This is a genomic window from Nonomuraea marmarensis (assembly GCF_043197025.1).
Classification (GTDB): domain Bacteria; phylum Actinomycetota; class Actinomycetes; order Streptosporangiales; family Streptosporangiaceae; genus Nonomuraea; species Nonomuraea marmarensis.
The window spans coordinates 196,904-213,554 of the sequence record NZ_JBICRM010000013.1 but is presented as its reverse complement, the minus strand read 5'-3'; the positions used below and the strand labels follow the sequence as shown (position 1 = coordinate 213,554).

The window sequence follows — 16,651 nt, the reverse complement described above, 5'->3', positions numbered from 1 at the left end:
TCACAGACACCGCCGTTCTGTGTGCTCACGGGCCTGGGCCGGTGCCCAGCAGATGGGTTTGGAATTCCGCGTGCCTGAACAGGTAGAGGGGGCCGACCACACGCAGGACAACCAGGTGGTGGGCGTGGTGCCGCCCGATGACGAACACGGCCGCTCGGGCAAGGAGCATCCCTGGACGATGCGCATCGCCAAGGACCTGTCGATCGCCAAGCGCCGGGCGGGCCTCATCGACGACGCGCTCGGGATCGCCCAGGAGACCTTCGAGCTGCAGAAACGCGGCACCGGCCTGGACCATCCGGACACGCTGGCCGCCGCGCTCTGCCTGGCCAACGCGCAGCGGGCGGCCGACCAGGTCGAGGAGTCGCTGGAGGTGCTGAAGGACCTCGTCGATCGGTTCGCGGCCATGTACGGTGACGATCATCCCTTCAGGTACGGCTGTGACAGCAACCTCGCCCTCCTCCTGCGGGTCAGAGGCAGCGGCGGGAGCGCGCGGGAGATCGATGAGAGGGCGCTGGCCGGGTTCGACCGGCGGCTCACGCGTAAGCACTACTTCTCCCTTACCTGTGCCATCAATCTCGCCAGTGACCTGGCGGGCGTGGGTGACGTCGAGGAGGCGCGGCAACTGGGGGAGCAGACGCTGGGCGAGCTGCGAGCCCTGTTCGGTGACGATCATCCGGTCACCCTTGCCGCCGCCGCGAACCTCGTGATCGATCTGCGGGCCACGGGGGCCGAGGAGGAGGCCGACGCGCTGGGCGAGGACGTGCTCGATCGGTATAGCCGGGTGCTCGGTGTTAACCATCCCGACGTGCTGGTGTCGAGCCGGGGCAGTCGCCTGGACTTCGACTTCGATCCGCCCGTTCTCTAGGTCCTGGTCTCTGAGGAGGCGGTCAGGGCGGACGTCCGGGTGCAGGCAGCTCGGACTGCGGTGGTGGGGTGGGCTTGATGAGCTGCTCTTGGCATGGCTAGCGGCCTTTCTCGTAGACGACGAGGCCGCGGGACAGGCGCAGGGGGACCATGATCAGCTCGACCACCAGGGCTTTCCAGGCGTAGTAGAGGTTGACTGCCTTGTTCAGGTAGACGAATGGGAGGTTGAACAGGACGCTGCCGATGGGGAGGTGGCGGCGTTTGGCGGCGTAGAGGAGGGCGGGGACGGTGAGGAGCAGCTCGCCGCCGGCCCACCACATCAGGGTGCGGGACACGGGCTCGTGCATGGCGAGCGTGAGGATCAGTGGGGTGGCCCACCACAGCGGGGCCAGCAGGATCTCCAGGAGGGCCACGATGATCCAGGTGGCCAGCATGGGCTTGCGGGTGAGGAGGCGGGGGAGGTGGAGGCGGACATTCTGCATGAAGCCCGCCATCCAGCGCCACACTTGTTTGCGCAGGTAAGTGAGGTTTTCGGGGTCTGCGGCCCAGGCCATGGCGTCGGCTACGTAGACCGCTTTGCGGCCCTCGAGTTGCTGGCTCCACGTGAAGTCCATGTCCTCGACGATGGTGCGCTCGGGGAAGCCGCCGAACTCCGCCAGGGTCGTGCGCCTGAACACCGAGCAGCAGCCTGAGCAGACCATGGGGCTGTCGGCCAGTTGCTGGATCGGGCGGTGCCAGTGGAAGCCGAAGAGGTATTCGGTGGATCTGCCGCGTTCCCAGGGGGTGCGGGCGAAGCGGGTTTGCACGTTGCCCGCGGCCACGCCCACTTCGGGGTTGTCGAAGGCGGGTTTGATGCGCTCGATGTAGTCGGGGGCGAGCACGGTGTCGGCGTCCACGGCCAGGACCAGGTCGGTGCCGCAGTGGGGGAGCGCGTGGTTTTGGGCCTTGGCCTTGCTGCCGAGGTGGTGGGGTGGGCGCAGGACGGTTACGCCGTAGCTCGCGGCCACCTCGCTGGTGCGGTCGGTCGAGCCGTCGTCGACCACGATGATCTTTTCTGGTGGGGTCGATTGGGCTTTGATGGAGCTCAAGGTGGCGGGGAGGCCGCTCTCCTCGTTGTGCGCCGGGACGATGACGGTGAGGGTGGGGCTCGGGCCCCGAGCTGGGCGCGGGCCGTGACTTGGGCTGGGGTTCACCTGCGCCTCCTCAGCTTGAGGGCGATCAGGGTCACCAAGCCGACCGTGGCGTAGATGATCAGGCTGAATCCCAGTGTGGGCGGGCCTCCGGGCATCCTGTGCTTCCTCTCGGTGGTGTTGGCCGATGTGGGAACGAGGATGCTTTGGCTGGTGGGGTTGCGGAGGAGGCGAATCGGGTTCTGTGGATGAGGCGGAGCGTGTCCAGGTTGTCCTGTGGATAGGCCGACTCCGGAGTCGGACAGGGGATCAGGGCTTGGTGGCCTGAGGTGACGGGGTCGGTCGGGATGTGGCCCGGGACTCGGGCGCAGACACGAGCGCGCCGACGTCGAGGCGGCGTACATGCGAAAGGGCCGGGCCATCGGCGGCCCGGCCCCACTGAGTGACTGCTAGTGCTGGATCGCCTGGCCGTGTGCCGCCCGGCTGGCGGGGACCGCTGTCAGGCTGAGTGCGACCGTGATGACCCCGACGACCCAGGACGTCCACGACGCCCCCTGGCCCTGCGTGTACGTGATGGCCCACGGCGCGACGAACAGCAGCACGCCCCACAGGGCGTTCAGCCACTCCGTCGCCACCACGCCCGGGTTCGCGAGCGAGACGAGTGAGGTGATCGCGGTGAGGGCACCGAGGATGATGAGCGACGGCGTCGCGCCTGAGGAGCCGTCGACCCAGATCGGGGAGAGTGCCGCGTAGAGGCCGGCGACCAGGAGCGCCCAGTCTTGCCAGCGTGACCATGCCTTCATGAGAACCTCCGCCAATGGCGTGTGCGAGGCTGGCCTGTTTGGTCAGTCGATCACCTGGAACTTCTGGTGACGAGCGGTCATTCCCCTCTTGACTTGTGATGTTGCACACACTTGCTCAAGTTGCACACACCCATACCGGTCGCGAAGGAAATTTTCTAGAGGAGCAATGAAGAAGAAAATTACTTCCGAAACTTCTTGACCTGGGCGGCCGGCACAGGTGAAAGGAACCTGATGGTCACTGTCCGCGCCTTCGCGTCCGGCGACGAGCTCTCCCTGGTGGAAGCCTGGAACCGCAGCATGCCAGGCGATCCGGCCAGCTCTGCCTGGTTCCGCGACTGCGTGCTGCTCGACCCCAACTTCGACCCCGAGGGCCTGCGCGTGGCCGTGGTGGACGGGCGGGTGGCAGGCTGTGCGTAGCGGGCTACGAGATCACCAGGCGGTTCCACGTCATGAGGAGAGCGTGACGCACGTCTTGACCATCGGCGCGCGGGCATTCGCCGGCAAGATCGGGGCGGGCGGGCGTTCGGTGCTCAGGTCGTGAGGGTCGCGGGCGGGCGTCCTCAGGCCGTGAGGGCTGACTCGGTCAGTTCGCGCCACCAGCGCTCGCGGTGTGTGGAGCGGAGCAGGCGGTTGTGCAGGCGGTGCAAAGTCGTGGCGTTGTGCGTGTTCACCTCGAGCTCCCCGGCCTCCGCCAGGCGGCGCAGCGGGCGGCCGTGGCAGGTGGAGCAGCCGCACGTGCCCTCTCCGAGCCGCTCGACCGGCACGAACTCCAGCCGCTCCGGCACGAACGCGCTGCGCGCCCCGCCCCGCCGCCAGCCGCCGCGCGCCTCGTGCGGCTCGGGGTAGAGGTGGCGCAGCACCTCGCGTACCCCGACGGCGGCCCAGGCCGCGCCGTGCGCCAGTGCTCCCAGGCACTCGATCCCGGCGCTGAGCAGGGGGAACGGCAGCGGCCTGTACGGCGGCCCGTCCTCGACGACCAGTGCTACCGATGCCCCGTAGTCGGTGACCGTCCGCATCAGGCTGGTTCTGTCCTCGGCGACCCAGCGAGCGTGTACGGGGAGCACCGCGATCACGTCTTCCCACTGGGCGGCCTGTTCGAGGATGGTGTGCAGGGCTTCGTGGTCCCCTTTGCCGATATATCCGGAATCGGTGAGTGGGGCCGTCGCGCCCGACTCCACCTGGTCCGCGATCCAGTCGGGCGATAGCCGTGCCGTCCCCCGTACCCTGGCCGAGCCCGCATACCGGCGGCGGTCGGCCAGGAGCGGGCCGTCGTAGCCGCGGCGGCGCACCATGCGGACCGCGTCGTGCCCGGCCTGGCCGGTGAAGACCAGGCCGGAGCCGGGGTGCCCGGCCAGCGCCACCGCGTCGTAGACGTCCCTGGCGCTGACCTGGACCAGCAGGCGCTCGTGGAGGTCCATGGCGCGCTCTTCGGGGCCGGGGGAGTCGTTAACACGAAATATCCCCACAAAACGGCGGTTCAGGCGGACCGGGACGCTGGTGTGGCCGGTCAGGCGGGCTGGTAGCGGTTGACCAGCTCCTTTGCGGTGGCGGCCAGGCGGTCGCGCAGCTCCGCCGGGGCCAGCACCTCGGCGTCCGAGCCCAGCCTGAGGAACTCGCCGAGCGCGTGCTCGATCGACTCGATCGGCACCGTGACCCGCGTCCAGCCGGCCTCGTCCGGCGGCTGGGCGGTCTCCTTCGCCGCCGTCACCACGCCCGGGGTCATGAGGTGGGCCAGGCGTTCCAGGCCGCGCGGTGACAGCCGCACCACCGCCTCGCCCCACCTCAGCCTGGCCTCGAACTCGGCCAGGTACCCCTGCCAGTAAGCCGCCAGGTCGAACCCGTCCGGCCTGGTGAAGCCCTCGGGGAGCTGGTGCAGGCCGAGGATCTGGGAGACGCGGTAGGTGCGTACGTCCTCGCCCGACCGCGCGACGAGATACCACCGTCCGGCCTTGACGACCAGCCCGTACGGGTCCAGCCGCCGTTCCACCTCCTCGGGCGCCTTCCAGCGGCGGTACCTGACCTGGATGCGGCGTTCGTTCCAGACCGCGTCGGCCACGGCGGGCAGGTAGGTCACCGGCTCCGGGTCGCGGTACCAGGTGGGGGCGTCGAGGTGGAACCGTTCCTGGATGCGGCCCGCGCGGTCGCGGAGCTCGACGGGCAGCGCGGCCATGAGCTTGAGCTGCGCGGCCGTCACCACCGCGCCCAGGCCCAGCTCGGCCGCCGGACCCGGCAGGCCCGCCAGGAACAGGGACTCGGCCTCGTCCGTGGTCAGGCCGGTGAGCCGGGTGCGGTAGCCGTCGAGCAGCTGGTAGCCGCCTTTGGGGCCGGCGTCGCCGTACAGCGGTATGCCGGCGGTGTGCAGCGATTCGACGTCGCGGTAGATGGTGCGTACGGAGACCTCCAGCCGCTCCGCCAGATCCTGCGCGGTCATCCGGCCGCGGGTCTGCAGGAGCAGGAGAATCGAAACCAGGCGAGAGGCGCGCATATTCACTGACACTACCTGTCAGTGATCCCGGCATATGTTCGGGCGCATGAACGACTTCGACTTTCTCGCCGGTCACTGGAACGTGGCCAACCGCAAGCTCGTGAAGGCACTCGCCGGTAGTGACGAATGGGAGGAGTTCCCCGGCCATTCGGTCGCCACCCGGCATTTCGACGGGGCGGCGAGCTTCGACGAGATCACGTTCCCGACCAAGGGGTTCAGCGGGCTGACCGTGCGGGTGTTCAACCAGGAGACGCGTACGTGGTCCATCTACTGGGCCAGCAGCGCCAGGGGTGTGCTCGATCTGCCGCCCATGATGGGTGGGTTCGAGGGGAAACGAGGCGAGTTCTTCGGCGACGAGCTCTATGAGGGCAGGACGGTACGGTGCCGGTTCGTCTGGACCGTCATCGACGCGGACACGGCCCGGTGGGAGCAGGCGTACTCGGTGGACGGGGAGCGGACCTGGGAGACGAACTGGACCATGGACCTCACTCGATCGTGACGCCCGTTCCGGTCTGGAGGGCCCGCGGATTGTCGCCGGCGTTGCCGCGTACCCACAGGACCGCCGCCACGGCCAGGGCCGCGATCAGCAGCACCAGCCCGCCGGCCAGGATCACCCACCACCAGCCGGACTTCGGCGGCTTGGCCTCGTAGAGGGGCACGTCGGGGAGCATGTCCGGGGTGTACGGGAGGCGCTGCGTGTAGGGCGCCTCCGGGGGGCCTTGGCCGGGTGGCGGGGCTTTGGGCGGCTGGGCCGGGTGGGGGTAGCGGTGCCTGATCGTCTCGTTGGGATCAGGTTCCTGGCCGGCAGGCTGATCTCGAGTCATGATCCCCTCAGGCGCCGCTGCGGAAATATACGCCCACATTGTCACACTTCTCCTGGCAGTCCCGTCCATGTGGCATGACAGCTGTACTCGTGACGGGCGGCAGCGGGCGGCTCGGTCCTACCGTGCTGGAGAGGCTGGTCGAAGCCGGATTCGAGGTACGGGCGGCCAGCCGTAGCGCCAGGCCTCCGGTTGGCGGCGTGCGATGGGTGGTCATGGATCTGGCCACCGGTCAGGGCGTGACGGAGGCCGTGGCGGGGGTGGACGTGATCGTGCACCTCGCGTCGGCGCCCTACAAGGGCCGCTACACGCTCAAGGTCGAGCTCGGCGGGACGTCCGTGCTGCTCGCGGCGGCCCGCGAGGTCGGGGTGAGGCACCTGATCTACACCTCGATCGTGGGCGCGGACCGGGTGCCATGGGGATATTTCACTACAAAAGTGCGCGCGGAGCGGCTCGTTCAGGAGGGCGGGGTGCCGTGGACGATCTTGCGGGCCACGCAGTTCCACGGGTTCGTGGACGAGGCGTTGCGCGGGCTCGCCCGGCTCGGCGTGCTGATCGTCGACGCGGGGATCCCGGCTCAGCCGGTGGCCGTCGCGGACCTGGCCCGGCATCTCGTGTCGCTGGTCGGGCGCGGGCCCAGCGGCGAGATCGAGGAGTTCGGCGGGCCCGAGGTGCTCACAATGGGCGAACTCGCCGAGACCTGGTTGCGGGTCCGCGGGCTGCGGAGGAGGGTGTTATGGGTCCGGCTGCCCGGCAAGCTGGGCCGGGCGTTCAGGGCCGGGCACCTGACCACGAAGGCTCAGCCCACGGGCAAGATCACCTGGGCCGAGCAGCTGAAGCGGCCGTAGCGTCAGCCCCGGCCTTCGCCGAAGGGCGGCCGCGGCGGCGCCTGCCAGCCGGGCGGTTGCTGGAACGGCTGCTGCTGCTGCGACCACTCGGGCTGCGGGGGCTGCTGCCAGCCCGGGCCCTGCGGCTGGCTCGGCTGCGGCGGGTTCCGCCGGGCGACCACGGCCCAGATGAGCAGTCCTGTGCCGCCCGCGTTGAAGATCAGCGAGATCAGGTTCGACATCGCGATCGTCCCCGTGAGACCGATGCCGGACGAGCGGATCAGCGTCGGCGCGAAGTAGCCGAATAGCGTGTTGTACACCACGCCAAGCAACAGCAGGATGCAGCCCACCATCCCCAATATCGCGGCTCGCCCGTGGTTTCGCCTGTTCATCGCTGTCAGGACGATGCCGACGAGCAGCAGGACAGCCATCACGACAAGGGGAACGAGGCTAATCATAAGGGAGGACGTCGACACGGGAGACTCCTGCGGGGTCGGAAAGGACGTGTTGACGTTACGGGGATTCGCGCAGGTCTGCCACTGCCTTGCTGATCGAGTCCAGGTTGAGGGAGCCCTGGTAGCGGACGCCGTTCAGGAAGAGGGTGGGGGTGCCGCGCACGCCGCTGTCCTGGCCCGACGACTCGTCGACGGCGATCCTGGAGTTGTGGCCCGGCACGTCGGACCAGGGGGCGACGTCCAGTTCGGCGGCGTAGTGCTCCAGGTCGGCGTCGGTGAGGAAACGCTGGTTGTCGTAGAGGATGTCGTGCATCTCCCAGAACCTCCCCTGATCGGCTGCGGCCTCCGACACGATCGCGGCGGCCGCGGCCCGCGGATGGATGGTCCGGAGCGGAAAGTGCCGGAACACCACCCGCACGTCCTGATTCTTCTTACGAAGCTCCTCCAAAATCGGATGTAGCCGCCCGCAGTACGGGCACTCGAAGTCCCCGTACTCCACGATCGTGACCCTGGCGTCCGCCGCGCCCCGCACATGATCTCCGGGCCCGACGGGTACGGAGAGAGTCTCGGGCAGTTCCTCGGCGGGCTCGGCCTCGGGTGGCGCGCAGACCCCGCCCCGATCCCACGCCAGCCTGAAGATCACCCACCCCAGCACGGCGGCCAGCAACGACCCCGCCAGAATGCCGATCTTCGCCTGATCGTGCAGAGCCGGGTCTTCGAAAGCCAGATCCACGATGAACAACGCCACCGTGAACCCGATCCCGGACACGGCCGCCCCACCCAGCAGCTGCCCCCAGACCAGATTCCCCGGCAGAGTCCCCCACCCGAACCGAAGCGGTATCCACGTGCCAAGGGAGATCCCGATGAACTTCCCCGCCAGCAACCCCAGCGCCACTCCGATGGCGATCGGCGAGGTGAGCGCGGCCCGCAGGGTCTCCCCGTCGAGCCGCACCCCGGCATTGGCCAGGGCGAAGACCGGCACGATCACGTAGCTGCTCCACGGCTGCAACCGCAACTGCAGGCGTTCGTTCACGGAGACGGCCCGCTGCACCCGCCGCGCGGCCACCCGGGCGGCCTGCGCGCTGGGCTCGCTGGTGAACTCCTGCACGGCCTCCCCGGCGAGCAACAGTTTGTGATCGGTGGGCACGTACACGAAGACCAGAATCCCCAGCGCGATGCCGACGAGCGTCGGGTGGATCCCGCTCTGGAGCGTGGCCACCCAGAGCGCGAACCCCAGCACGATGTACGCCGGCGCCCGCCAGATCTTCAACCACCGCAAGGTCAGCACGGCGGCGAGCAGCACGGCGGCGATGAGCAGGGCGGGAACGGAAAGGCTGGCGGTGTAGAAAAGCGCGATGATCATGATCGCCAGCACGTCGTCCACGATGGCCAGCGTCAGCAGGAACGCCCGCAGCGGATCAGGACACCGGGCCCCGACCACGGCCAGCACGCCCAGCACGAAAGCGGTGTCGGTGGCGATGGGCACCCCCCACCCACCGGCGCCCGGCCCGCCGAAGTTGAGCAGCAGGTAGATGCCGGCGGGCACCAGCATCCCACCGAGCGCCGCCACCGCCGGCACGGCGATCAGCCGCCGGTCACGGAGTTGGCCGAGTCGCACCTCGTAGGAGGCCTCGAGGCCGATGAGGAAGAAGAAGACGGTCATGAGCCCGTCGTTGACCCAGTGCCGCAGATCCAGCGTGAAGAGGGCATCGCCGAAGGAGATGCCCATGTGCGTGTGCCAGAAGGCCTCGTAGGTGTGACCCCACGGTGAGTTCGCCCATAGCAGGGCCAGCACCGTGGCGATGAGCAACACGCTGGTGCTGCCGGCCTCGGTCCTGAGGAACGCCCGCAATATCACAGATCTCCCCCCGAAGATCTGATCCCCGTAGGGGACGTGGTGCCCACTTAGTGGCGGTTTATCGGCTTTCGGTCCACGCACAGTATGCCTGGTCGAACAGCCTCAAACGTCCCTCAGGTCTTTGGTGCCTGAGTCGCGGGCATCCAGCCAGGCGGCGGCAGGACGCCCTCAGCCGGGCAGGGGGTGAGCCGCTGGGGGGCCGCGCGGCCCCCCAGCGGCGTGATCTCACAGGTTGCGCAGGTAAGCCAGGGACGGCACGAAGAAGTACTCGCCGCCCTTCATCGTGACCGTCTGAGCCACCTGAGCCTGTGGCACCGACAGCTCAGGCTTCCCCCAGACCTTGGGGTACGTGACCTTGACCGCCCGATCCCCCTGCCCGATGACCGGATCGTGGCCGGTCGCCGGGTTCTGGAAGTCGGGGTTGTTCGCCCACTGCTGCTGCGTGAACTCGAACTGGCTGACCAGGCTGCCGTTGAACGCCATGAACAGCAGCCCGACCTCCCCGCTGGGTCGGTGCTCCGGCGGGGAGTCGTCCCAGGGCTCGTCGGTACGCTCCCCGTACGTCTGGCCGCGCCTGGCCATGAGCACTTCACGCCCGAACGAGCGGGGATTCGTCTTCCTGATATGCCCACTGAACGGGCATTTGGTCCCGTCGTCGGCGTCGAACGTGAAGTCGTTGCTCACCGGCCCGCCACCCGCCTTGGGCTTGCTGGTCAAGGGGGTGCCGTCCTTGAAGCGGCCGACGAGCATGGCGCCGGCCCGGTCGCGGTCGGCGCCGGCCAGGCCGAGGCTGTCCGCCAGCTCCTGCTCGAGCCCCTTGAACGCCCGGACGTTCTGCTCCAGCTTCCTGAAGACCAGGTAGCTGCCGTGGTGGCGGACCGGGTTCGGGGCGAAGGGGTCGGGAACCAGCACGTTGCTCAGCGGGAACGCCGGGTCCCAGTGCTTCTTCGGCTCCTTGTCCACCTCGTCCTTGACGAACAGCGGCTGGCTGCGGCCGTCCACGTACCCGAAGTGCTCGATGCCGTCACCGGCGGGGTTGCGCATGCCCTGCCCGCTCTCCTCGCCGAGCAGCCTGGCGCTCTCCGGCAGCTCGCCGATGATCTCCTCGCGCAGCGCCGCCACCGTCTCCGGCTCCGCGTCGCCGATCAGGATGACGGCGTGGATCTCCCGCTGGTAGGTCCGCTCCCACTGGTCCACGGGCGGGTCGTCGACCTCGGCGATGCGCCGCTTCATGCCGTCGCGGAACACCTTGTCGCCGAATTTGCGCACGTCCTCGACCGAGTGGCCGAGGTCGCGGTATCCGGCCTTGCTGATGCCGACGCCCACGTACGGCGTGCCGCGCCGGCCGCGGGCGGCGAAGTCGCGCACTTCTTCCAGGTGCTTGCGCGCGGACTTCATCTTGGTGGTCGCGAGGTGGCGCAGGAACGCCTTGCCCTCGGCCACGTCGTTGAATCGGATGAACAGCACGGACAGGTGCTCGCGCACGTGGGCGCGCAGGATGTTCGGCTGAAGGTTGTCCAGCATCGCCTTGGTGTCCGCATTGAGCGTGGCCGAGTCCCAGGCCAGGGGTAGTGCATTGGTCAGGTCGACAGGCATTGTCGAGTCCCTTTCCCCGTTTCCGAAATGAAATCGGGCCCCCTGGCGCGCCGCGAATCCCCCCAATTCCAACGCGCCCCACCTGTACGACTCCTGGGAAGGCGAGAAAGTTTCCCGAAATGCGGTCGGCTCAATTTCCCGAATGCCGTCTTCCGCTACCTGCCCGTCGCTCCCCGTGCGCCGCCGTACATAATTCCTCATATGACGACGAGCCGCCGCTGGGGCAGGTCGAGCGAAACCCGTGACACCCTCCTGCGCGCGGCCCGCGAGGTCTTCCTGGCCAAGGGGTACGCCGAGGCGACGGTCGCCGACCTCGTCGAGGCGTCCGGCATCAGCGTCGGCAGCCTCTACCACCATTTCGGCGGCAAGCCGGGGCTGTTCCTGGCGTTGTGGGAGCAGTTCATGCGCGACCAGGAGGAGCGCACCCACAGGGCGGCCAAGGCCACCGAGGGGACCGGCGAACGTTTCCTGGCCGGCGCCCGCGCCTACCTGGAGGGCTCGTGGGAGCAGCGCGAGGTGGCCAGGTTGTTCCTGGAGAACGACGGCCCGGCGGAGTTCACCACGTTGCGCAGGCAGCGCGGCTGGGACTGGATCGGCGGAAACAAGCGCCTGCTCGGCCTGGCGGACACGCGGGAGAGCCACGTGCTCGTGGTCCTGCTCACGACCATGATGGGCGAGGCGGGCCGCGAGGTGGCCGCGTGCGAGTCCGACGAGGAGGCCAAGGTGACGATCGACGAGGTGATCCGCCTGGTGAGGCGGCTGGTCCCTACTGCGGAGGGCGTACCGGCGCCGCCTACCTAGGGACGATTCCGCGGCGCCCGCCGGGTGCGACCGTGGGAGGCATGGACGTACTCCGCCGAGCCCTGGGCACGCTCTCGCTGCTCTACGCGCTGATCTTTCTCTGGTTCGGGCTGCAGCACGCCGGGATCGGGCTCGGTCCCGAGCCCGTGATTGTCCCGGCCGCGATCGTGGAGACGCTGTGCGCCGCGGCCATGCTCATCGGCGCGTACGGGGCGCTGACCCGCCGGGCGTGGGCCTGGGACGGGCTGATCTACACGCACGCGACCGCGCTGGCCGGGGTGCTGCTGGGGATCCTGGCGCTGGCGTTGGGGAGGTCCGAGGCGAGCCCGCTGCTCAACGGGTATCACAGCTCGATGGCGGCCGTGCTCGCCGCCGGGCTGGCGGGCGCCTTCTACGTCTCCAGAGTGCGCAGGTAGCCGGCGGCCTCGGCGAGGTGGTCCTCGCCGAACACGCGGATGCCGTTCAGCTCCAGCAGCGCCGTCGTGACGCCCTGCCCGGGGGTGCGCTGCCCCCGGAACGTGCCGTCGTAGATCGACAGCGCGCCGCACGAGGGGCTGCCCTCCTTCAGCACCGCCAGCCGGATGCCGGACGACCGCGCGACCGCGAGCGCCGACCGCGCGCCCGCCAGGAACGCGGCCGTCACGTCCGACCCGTTCGTCGCCAGCACGCGGGCTGCGCCGGACAGGACGGCGGCCCCGCCCGCGCCGCCCTCGATCTCGGCGGCGGGACGGGGAATCGGCAGCCCGCCCTCCACCTCCGGGCAGAACGGCACCAGCCGCCCCTCCTCCCGCCACGCGGCGAGCCAGGCGTCCGAGCTGGTCTTGGCGCCGCCGTCGTAGCGCACCCGGCGACCCATCAGGCAGGCGCTGACGAGGATCCTTTCCACGCCTTCGATCCTATGAGCGCGATCGGTACCAGTGAGACCGCCGCCAGCACGATCGCGCACCAGAACGCGTACGTGAACGGCCGCCCCGCTCCCGCGAACACCTGCAACAGCGTGGTGAGCACCGCGACGCCGAAGGGCGCGGCGAGCCGCACCGCGATGGTGCTCAGCGTGGTCGCGGCCGGGATGGCGGCCCGCTCCAGCGTCTTGAACGCGGCGGCCATCACCGACGCCGACACCAGCCCGTGCCCGAGCCCGAGCACGAACATCGGCACCGGCCCCCCGACCGCCACGAACGCCCCGATCCCCGCCACCGCCACGACCACGCCGGCCGCGCCGACGCCGCGCGGCCCCCTGCTGTCGGTGAGCTTGCCCGCGACCGGCATCGTGATCGCCGCGCCGATCCCCATCGGGGCCAGCAGCAGGCCCGCGTCCAGCGCGTTCCCGCCTTCGGCGAGCTGGCTGTAGAGGGGTACGAGCACGGTGAAGCCGAACATCGCGGCCGAGTAGCACACGAGCGCGGCCACCGCCGCGGCGAACGTGCGGTCGCCGAACAGCCGCAGGTCCAGCAGCGTGCCCGAGGCCCGCAACGCCCGCACCACGAACGCGACGACCAGGACGACGCCGATCCACAGCGCCGGATGCAGCGGCGATGCCCCGTTGCCCACTTCTGACAACCCGTAGACCAGCGCCGCCAGCCCGGGGGACAACACCGCCAGCCCGACCACGTCGAGCCCCTGCGGGTTCGCGCCGGGCTCGCGCGGCAGCAGCACGTACGCGGCCAGCAGCGCCACCGCGCAGAACGGCACGTTGATCAGGAACAGCCACCGCCAGCCGAGGCCCTCCACGATCACCCCGCCGAGCGGCGGCCCGAGCACGGGCACCAGCATCGCGGGGACCGAGATCATGGCCATCGCGCGGCCCATGCGCTCCCTGCCCGCCGCCTGGGCCAGCATCATCTGGCCCACCGGCAGGAGCAGGCCCCCGCCCAGCCCCTGCACGGCGCGGAAGGCGACCAGGCTGCCGATCGACCAGGCGGCGGCGCTGAGCGCGGAGCCCGCGACGAACAGCACGAGCGAGACCAGCCAGACGTTTCTGCCGCCGAACCTGCCCACCGCCCAGCCGGTGACCGGAACCGTCATCGACAGGGCCAGCAGGTAACCGGTGACCACCCACTGCATGGTGGCGAGTGTCGTGTCGAAGTCGCGGGCCAGGGTGCCGAGCGCGACGTTGACGATCGTGGTGTCGAGCATCGTCATGACGACGCCCAGGAGAACGACCAGGCCCGTGGTCCAGAGAGGACTTCGTACGCTGTATCGCATATCGTACACTGTATCACCTCGCTACGCTCGGAGGGTGAGCTCTGTCTGGTCGCGTCCGCCGCCGCCGCGCCGCCCGGTGCTGACCAGGGAGGCGATCGTGGCGGCGGCCATCGCGATCGCCGACGCCGAAGGGCTGGGCGCGGTCTCGATCAGGCGCGTGGCGGCCGAGCTGGGCGCGCGTGCCATGACGCTCTACTCCTACATCGAGCGCAAGGAGGACCTGCTGGCGCTGATGCTCGACGAGATCGCCGCCGAGGTGCTCATCGACGGACCGCTGCCGGCCGACTGGCGGGAGGCGTTGCTGCTGATGGCCTGGCGCGAGCGCGAGCTGGTGCGGCGCCACCCCTGGCGGGTCGAGCTGATCTCGCAGCGGGTGGCCGTGGGGCCCAACGCGATGCGGCACGTGGAGCAGAAGCTGTCCGCGTTCGACGGGCTCGGGGTCGACCGGTTGACGGCCTGGCGGTTCCTGGCGGCGTTCAACGACTACATGACCGGGTTCGTGGTCAGGGAGTCGCTGGAGCGCGGGGAGCCCAGGGAACTGGGGATCAGCGACGCCGAGCGGGCGGCCGTGGCGGAGCCGTACATCAAGGAGCTCGTCGACAGCGGTGAGTTCCCCCGGCTGGCGCCGATGATCGAGCAGGGTGTGCGGGGGGCGGACGACAACTTCGAGCGCGGGCTCAACTGGGTGCTGGACGGAATCGAGGGCGACCTACCCGGGCGATAGCCTTTGTCCCGATGAACACCACCGTCTCCACGATCGTCATCGCCGGCTCGCTGTTGCTCATGCTGGCGAGCCTGGTCGTCGCGATCCGCAACCGGCCGATGGGCATGGTCCTGCTGGTCGGGTTCGCCGTGCTCGAGGTGGCCGTGCTGGTGCAGGCGGGTTTCGTGATCGCGGCGGTGGCGGGGGGCGAGGGGCCTGCCGAGAAGGCCACGCTGTTCGGCTACGTCGGGGGTCAGGTGCTGATCCCGCCCGCCGGGGTGTTCCTGGCGCTGGCCGAGCGGAGCCGGTGGGGGTCGGCGATCCTGGTCGTGGCCGGGTTCGCGATCGCGGTGATGACGGGGCGGCTGCTGCAGATCTGGCAGGGGGGCGCGTGACCACCTCCATCGGCACCGGTCCAGGGCGTGCCCTGATCGCCGTCTACGGGCTGTTCTCGCTGGCCGCCGGGGCACGGGCGGGCGTGCAGATCGCGACGAAGTTCGGCGAGGCGCCGCTGGCGTACTCGTTGTCGGCCTTCGCGGCGCTCGTCTACATCCTGCTCACCGTCGCGCTCTTCCGTGGCGCCCGCCGCCTCGCGCTGGTCGCGCTCGGCGTCGAGCTGGCGGGAGTGCTGGTCATCGGCACGGCCAGTCTCGTCGACGCGGCCGCCTTCCCCGACGAGACGGTCTGGTCCGCGTACGGCAAGGGTTACCTGTTCATCCCGCTCGTGTTGCCCATAGTGGGTTTCTACTGGCTGCTGCGCAGGCGTTAGCCTCCTTCGGCCGGCCAGGAATAAACCTACATTTCACTCCTGTTAGGCTGGTGATTCATCCCATGATTTGATGAATGGAGGATCTTCCCCCGCATGAGCGTGCTCGCGCAAGAGTCCCGAGGCAGAACCGGCCCCCTCGGCTGGCTGCTCGTGCTGGGAATCGTCCTCGCCGCGCTGAACCTGCGTACCGCCGTCACCAGCGTCGGCCCGCTGCTCGACCAGCTCGCCGGGGCGCTCGGCATGTCGAGCGTAGGGACCGGCCTGCTCACCACGCTTCCCGTGCTGGCCTTCGCCAGCGTCGGCGCGGTCACCCCGACCCTGGCCAGGCGGATCGGCGAGCACCGGCTGCTGCTGCTCGCCCTCGTCACGCTGGGCGCTGGCCTGCTGGTCAGGTCGCTCGTCGGCTCGGCCCCGGTGTTCCTGCTGAGCAGCGCGGTCGCGCTGTCCGGCGGCGCCGTCGGCAACGTACTCATCCCGACGCTGATCAAGCGTCACTTCCCGGCCAGAACCGGGGTCATGACCACCGTCTACACCACGGCCCTGGCGGTCGGCACCATGCTGGCCGCCGCCGCGACCGTGCCGATCGAGCGCGCGTCAGGCAACTGGCACATCGCGCTCGGCGTGTGGGCGGCCCTGGCCGCCGTCGCCGCCATTCCGTGGCTTGCGCTGCTGCGCAGTGAGCCGGAGCGGGACACGGGCGGCCGGGACGAGGGCATCCGGCAGATGCTCAGGAGCAGGCTGGCGTGGACGGTCGCGATCTACTTCGGCACCCAGTCGATGATCGCCTACATCATGTTCGGCTGGCTCGCCACCATCCTCACCGACCGGGGTTTCAGCACGTCGCAGGCGGGGCTGGTGCTGGGCGTGTTCACCGCGCTGAACATCCCCGTCTCCATCCTCGTGCCGCTGGTCGCCTCCCGCCTCCGCGACCAGCGTCCCGCCGTGGTCGGGCTCGTCGCCTTCTACATGGCCGGGTTCATCGGGCTCTGGGCCGGGCCCGCGCCCCTGGCGCTGGTGGGGATGGTGCTGGTGTCCGTGGGGATGGGGTCGTTCCCGCTGGCGCTGATGATGCTGGCACTGCGCACCCGTACGCCGGAGGCCACGGCGGGGTTGTCGGCGTTCGGGCAGAGCACCGGGTATCTCATCTCCGGTGCGGGTCCGCTGCTCGTGGGGGTGTTGCGGCAGGTCACCGGGGGGTGGGCGCTGCCGTACACGCTGATCTTCGTCGTGCTGGTCGTCCAGCTTCTCGCCGGCCTGTACGCGGGCCGCAACCGTTACCTGGAGGACGAACGTCTCCTGAAGACATGACCTGCCGGTGATCGACTGCGTAACAG

At 69.6% G+C, this 16,651-nt stretch carries 20 protein-coding genes; 10 read left to right on the top strand and 10 right to left on the bottom strand.

The annotated features are described in order from the left end of the window. Positions 1-70: 70 nt before the first annotated feature. Positions 71-865 (top strand): tetratricopeptide repeat protein, encoded by a 795-nt coding sequence (locus tag ACFLIM_RS23045; RefSeq protein ID WP_393168594.1) that lies wholly within the window; start codon positions 71-73, stop codon positions 863-865. A gap of 97 nt (positions 866-962) precedes the next feature. Here ACFLIM_RS23045 and ACFLIM_RS23040 read toward each other — a convergent pair whose 3' ends face one another. Beyond that, a complete protein-coding gene (locus tag ACFLIM_RS23040) occupies positions 963-2,057 on the bottom strand; it encodes a glycosyltransferase (protein WP_393168592.1) in 1,095 nt (364 codons plus the stop codon). 386 nt (positions 2,058-2,443) lie between these two features. Then, positions 2,444-2,797, bottom strand: coding sequence for an SPW repeat domain-containing protein (locus tag ACFLIM_RS23035; protein WP_393168589.1), 354 nt, complete (start codon positions 2,795-2,797; stop codon positions 2,444-2,446). Between the two features lie 231 nt (positions 2,798-3,028). On the opposite strand from ACFLIM_RS23035, the gene ACFLIM_RS23030 reads away from it, so the two are divergent. Further along, on the top strand, positions 3,029-3,214 hold the full coding sequence (locus tag ACFLIM_RS23030) for a hypothetical protein (protein ID WP_393168587.1): 186 nt from the start codon (positions 3,029-3,031) through the stop codon (positions 3,212-3,214). Positions 3,215-3,357: 143 nt separating this feature from the next. Here the strand turns inward: ACFLIM_RS23030 and ACFLIM_RS23025 are convergent, their stop codons facing one another. Both ACFLIM_RS23025 and ACFLIM_RS23020 read right to left on the bottom strand, forming a co-directional pair. After that, positions 3,358-4,215: a hypothetical protein gene (locus tag ACFLIM_RS23025; RefSeq protein ID WP_393168585.1), complete on the bottom strand. Its 858-nt coding sequence runs from the start codon at positions 4,213-4,215 to the stop codon at positions 3,358-3,360. A gap of 89 nt (positions 4,216-4,304) precedes the next feature. Further along, complete coding sequence (locus tag ACFLIM_RS23020) at positions 4,305-5,282, bottom strand: helix-turn-helix transcriptional regulator (protein WP_393168583.1); 978 nt, start codon at positions 5,280-5,282, stop codon at positions 4,305-4,307. Positions 5,283-5,328: 46 nt separating this feature from the next. On the opposite strand from ACFLIM_RS23020, the gene ACFLIM_RS23015 reads away from it, so the two are divergent. After that, on the top strand, positions 5,329-5,781 hold the full coding sequence (locus ACFLIM_RS23015; RefSeq protein WP_393168581.1) for a hypothetical protein: 453 nt from the start codon (positions 5,329-5,331) through the stop codon (positions 5,779-5,781). Here ACFLIM_RS23015 and ACFLIM_RS23010 read toward each other — a convergent pair. Next, positions 5,768-6,106 carry a hypothetical protein gene (locus tag ACFLIM_RS23010; RefSeq protein ID WP_393168579.1) on the bottom strand — a complete coding sequence of 113 codons (339 nt, stop codon included), beginning with the start codon at positions 6,104-6,106 and terminating at the stop codon, positions 5,768-5,770. The genes ACFLIM_RS23015 and ACFLIM_RS23010 overlap by 14 nt on opposite strands. A 74-nt stretch (positions 6,107-6,180) precedes the next feature. Here ACFLIM_RS23010 and ACFLIM_RS23005 point away from each other — a divergent pair, with 74 nt between their 5' ends. Then, positions 6,181-6,951: an SDR family oxidoreductase gene (locus ACFLIM_RS23005; RefSeq protein ID WP_393168577.1), complete on the top strand. Its 771-nt coding sequence runs from the start codon at positions 6,181-6,183 to the stop codon at positions 6,949-6,951. A 2-nt stretch (positions 6,952-6,953) separates the two neighbouring features. Here ACFLIM_RS23005 and ACFLIM_RS23000 read toward each other — a convergent pair whose 3' ends face one another. From ACFLIM_RS23000 to ACFLIM_RS22990, 3 genes are all read right to left on the bottom strand, one after another. Beyond that, positions 6,954-7,361 carry a hypothetical protein gene (locus tag ACFLIM_RS23000; protein ID WP_393168575.1) on the bottom strand — a complete coding sequence of 136 codons (408 nt, stop codon included), beginning with the start codon at positions 7,359-7,361 and terminating at the stop codon, positions 6,954-6,956. An 82-nt stretch (positions 7,362-7,443) separates the two neighbouring features. After that, positions 7,444-9,243 carry a Na+/H+ antiporter NhaA gene (gene nhaA / locus ACFLIM_RS22995; protein ID WP_393168573.1) on the bottom strand — a complete coding sequence of 600 codons (1,800 nt, stop codon included), beginning with the start codon at positions 9,241-9,243 and terminating at the stop codon, positions 7,444-7,446. Between the two features lie 225 nt (positions 9,244-9,468). After that, entirely contained in the window at positions 9,469-10,839 is a 1,371-nt protein-coding gene (locus tag ACFLIM_RS22990; protein ID WP_393168571.1) for a Dyp-type peroxidase, read from the bottom strand. A 201-nt stretch (positions 10,840-11,040) separates the two neighbouring features. Between ACFLIM_RS22990 and ACFLIM_RS22985 the strand changes: the two genes are divergently transcribed. Further along, a complete protein-coding gene (locus tag ACFLIM_RS22985; protein WP_393168569.1) occupies positions 11,041-11,640 on the top strand; it encodes a TetR/AcrR family transcriptional regulator in 600 nt (199 codons plus the stop codon). Between the two features lie 41 nt (positions 11,641-11,681). After that, positions 11,682-12,056, top strand: a complete 375-nt coding sequence (locus ACFLIM_RS22980; protein WP_393168567.1) for a hypothetical protein — start codon at positions 11,682-11,684, stop codon at positions 12,054-12,056. Here ACFLIM_RS22980 and ACFLIM_RS22975 read toward each other — a convergent pair. Together ACFLIM_RS22975 and ACFLIM_RS22970 are read right to left on the bottom strand one after the other, a co-directional pair. Continuing rightward, entirely contained in the window at positions 12,032-12,526 is a 495-nt protein-coding gene (locus tag ACFLIM_RS22975; protein WP_393168565.1) for a DUF523 domain-containing protein, read from the bottom strand. The two genes, ACFLIM_RS22980 and ACFLIM_RS22975, sit on opposite strands and share 25 nt — an antisense overlap. Next, positions 12,496-13,845 carry a DHA2 family efflux MFS transporter permease subunit gene (locus ACFLIM_RS22970; RefSeq protein WP_393168564.1) on the bottom strand — a complete coding sequence of 450 codons (1,350 nt, stop codon included), beginning with the start codon at positions 13,843-13,845 and terminating at the stop codon, positions 12,496-12,498. The genes ACFLIM_RS22975 and ACFLIM_RS22970 overlap by 31 nt, the downstream gene beginning before the upstream one ends. A gap of 34 nt (positions 13,846-13,879) precedes the next feature. Between ACFLIM_RS22970 and ACFLIM_RS22965 the strand changes: the two genes are divergently transcribed. The 4 genes from ACFLIM_RS22965 to ACFLIM_RS22950 all read left to right on the top strand — a co-directional run bounded on the left by ACFLIM_RS22965 (position 13,880) and on the right by ACFLIM_RS22950 (position 16,625). Continuing rightward, positions 13,880-14,569, top strand: coding sequence for a TetR/AcrR family transcriptional regulator C-terminal domain-containing protein (locus ACFLIM_RS22965; protein WP_393168562.1), 690 nt, complete (start codon positions 13,880-13,882; stop codon positions 14,567-14,569). 11 nt (positions 14,570-14,580) lie between these two features. Further along, positions 14,581-14,943: a hypothetical protein gene (locus ACFLIM_RS22960; RefSeq protein WP_393168560.1), complete on the top strand. Its 363-nt coding sequence runs from the start codon at positions 14,581-14,583 to the stop codon at positions 14,941-14,943. Then, a complete protein-coding gene (locus ACFLIM_RS22955) occupies positions 14,940-15,317 on the top strand; it encodes a hypothetical protein (RefSeq protein ID WP_393168558.1) in 378 nt (125 codons plus the stop codon). The genes ACFLIM_RS22960 and ACFLIM_RS22955 overlap by 4 nt, the downstream gene beginning before the upstream one ends. Positions 15,318-15,410: 93 nt before the next feature. Then, positions 15,411-16,625: a CynX/NimT family MFS transporter gene (locus tag ACFLIM_RS22950; protein WP_393168556.1), complete on the top strand. Its 1,215-nt coding sequence runs from the start codon at positions 15,411-15,413 to the stop codon at positions 16,623-16,625. Positions 16,626-16,651: the final 26 nt, after the last annotated feature.